This is a genomic window from Streptomyces colwelliae, assembly GCF_048158785.1.
Classification (GTDB): domain Bacteria; phylum Actinomycetota; class Actinomycetes; order Streptomycetales; family Streptomycetaceae; genus Streptomyces.
In genome coordinates this window covers 1-596 of record NZ_JBLTJC010000896.1, presented here as the reverse complement: position 1 = coordinate 596, position 596 = coordinate 1, and the positions used below count along the sequence as shown (strand labels likewise).

Genomic DNA, 596 nt, shown 5'->3' with positions numbered 1-596 from the left:
GCCGCGCCCCCGCCGCCGTCCCTGCCTCCAACCCCGTCTCCATAGGGAGCCGCCGCCCCCACCACCTCCGGTGCGCGAACGGGCTGGGTCCGGCCCACCCAGAAGTGCTGCACGGCGAAGACCGCGGCCACCACGAGCAGTACACCGAGGGCGACCACGTTCCGTCGCTCCAGCCCGCACCGTGTCTGCACCCACACCGGCATCCGCTCCCGCAGAGCCACCCCGACCCGCTCCCGCCAGGCCCCGGCCGCACGATCCCGCCCGGCACCGACCTCTCCGGAGCCGCTGAACTCCCCAGCGTCTCCAGCCACTCCGGCCCTTCCGGCGTACGAAAGGGCGTCAGGCTCCAGGGCAATACCCACCGGCGAACCAACCCGGACCGCCCGTTGCCCCAACCTCAACCCCAACTCCGGCTCTGGCTCTGGCTCTGGCTCTGGCGTGGGCTCCCGCTCCGGAACAGCCCACGGCCCGGCATCAACAGGCGCCGGAAAACGAAGCCCCGCCGCCCTGACCACAGGCGGCACAGCCACAGGCGATACAGACGGAGCAGCCCGCCCCCTCACCTCAGCCACCGGCAGAACAGGAGGGCCTACAAC

The 596-nt window shown here is 72.5% G+C and carries 1 pseudogene; it reads right to left on the bottom strand.

From position 1 onward, the window contains the following. A pseudogene (locus ACNFOC_RS55050) lies at positions 1 to 350 on the bottom strand (ComEA family DNA-binding protein); the annotation flags it as partial. Between the last annotated feature and the right edge of the window lie 246 nt (positions 351 to 596).